A 1237-nucleotide genomic window follows, 5' to 3' on the forward strand; every position below is an offset into this window, starting at 1 on the left:
TAGATCACGAAGGGGAGACCTGCGATGGCCGCACCACAGAGTTTGGACCTTGCCGGTTTGCTGGGCGCGCATTTGGAATCGGCGAGCCCTGATGTGCTGAAAGACCTGGTCAAGACGTTCGCGGACATGTTGATGTCCGCCGAGGCCGACGCCCTGTGCGGGGCCGGCTACGGCGAACGCACGACCGAACGGATCAACTCCCGCAACGGCTACCGGCACCGCGAGTGGGACACCCGGGCTGGCACCATTGACCTGGCCATCCCGAAGCTGCGGTCCGGCTCGTACTTCCCCGACTGGCTGCTGCAACACCGCCGCCGGGCCGAACAGGCCCTGGTCAGCGTGGTCGCCACCAGCTATCTACTCGGGGTGTCGACCCGGCGGATGGAAAAACTGGTCGAGCAGCTCGGCGTCACGTCGCTGTCGAAGTCGCAGGTGTCGGAGATGGCCCGGCACCTGGACGCCCAGGTCGAGGCGTTCCGCAACCGGCCCCTCGACGCCGGCCCGTACACGTTCGTGTGGACCGACGCGCTGGTCATCAAGGTGCGTGAGCACGGCCGCACGGTCAACGTGCACGCCCTGGTCGCGGTCGGGGTCAACGCCGACGGCGGCCGGGAGGTCCTCGGCCTCGACGTCGCCTCCGACGAGGACGGCGCCGGCTGGCTGGCGTTCCTGCGCAGCTTGACGGCCCGCGGCCTGTCCGGCGTCCGCCTGATCATCTCGGACGCTCACCGAGGCCTGGTGAACGCCATCGGCGCGGCGCTGCCCGGCGCGCAGTGGCAGCGGTGCCGGACTCACTACCTGCGCAATCTTCTAGCCAAGGTCCCGAAGAGCGCGCAGCCGTGGGTCGCGACCCTGGTCCGCACGATCTTCGACCAGCCGGACGCCGCCGCCGTCACGGCGCAGTTCGAGCGGGTCCTCGACACGATCGCGCAGAAGTTCCCGGCCGCCGCCGAGCACCTCGATGACGCTCGCGCCGACCTGCTTGCGTTCACCGCCTACCCGCGCGAGCTCTGGCGCCAGATCTGGTCGAACAACCCCCAAGAGCGGTTGAACAAGGAGATCCGCCGCCGCACCGACGTCGTCGGGATCTTCCCGAACCGCGACGCGATCATCCGGCTCGTCGGTGCGGTGCTGGCCGAGCAGACCGACGAATGGGTCGAGGGCCGCCGCTACATGGGCCTAGAGATTCTCGGCAAAGCATGTCTGACCAGCGTCAATGCCGAAAGACACGACACCG

At 68.4% G+C, this 1237-nt stretch carries 1 protein-coding gene; it reads left to right on the forward strand.

Annotated elements, in window-relative coordinates:
- Positions 1-24: 24 nt before the first annotated feature.
- A partial coding sequence (locus ACZ3II_RS43495; protein WP_465526771.1) for an IS256 family transposase occupies positions 25-1237 on the forward strand: 1213 nt, incomplete at its 3' end.

It is taken from the genome of Actinoplanes sp. NPDC019969, from assembly GCF_055562375.1.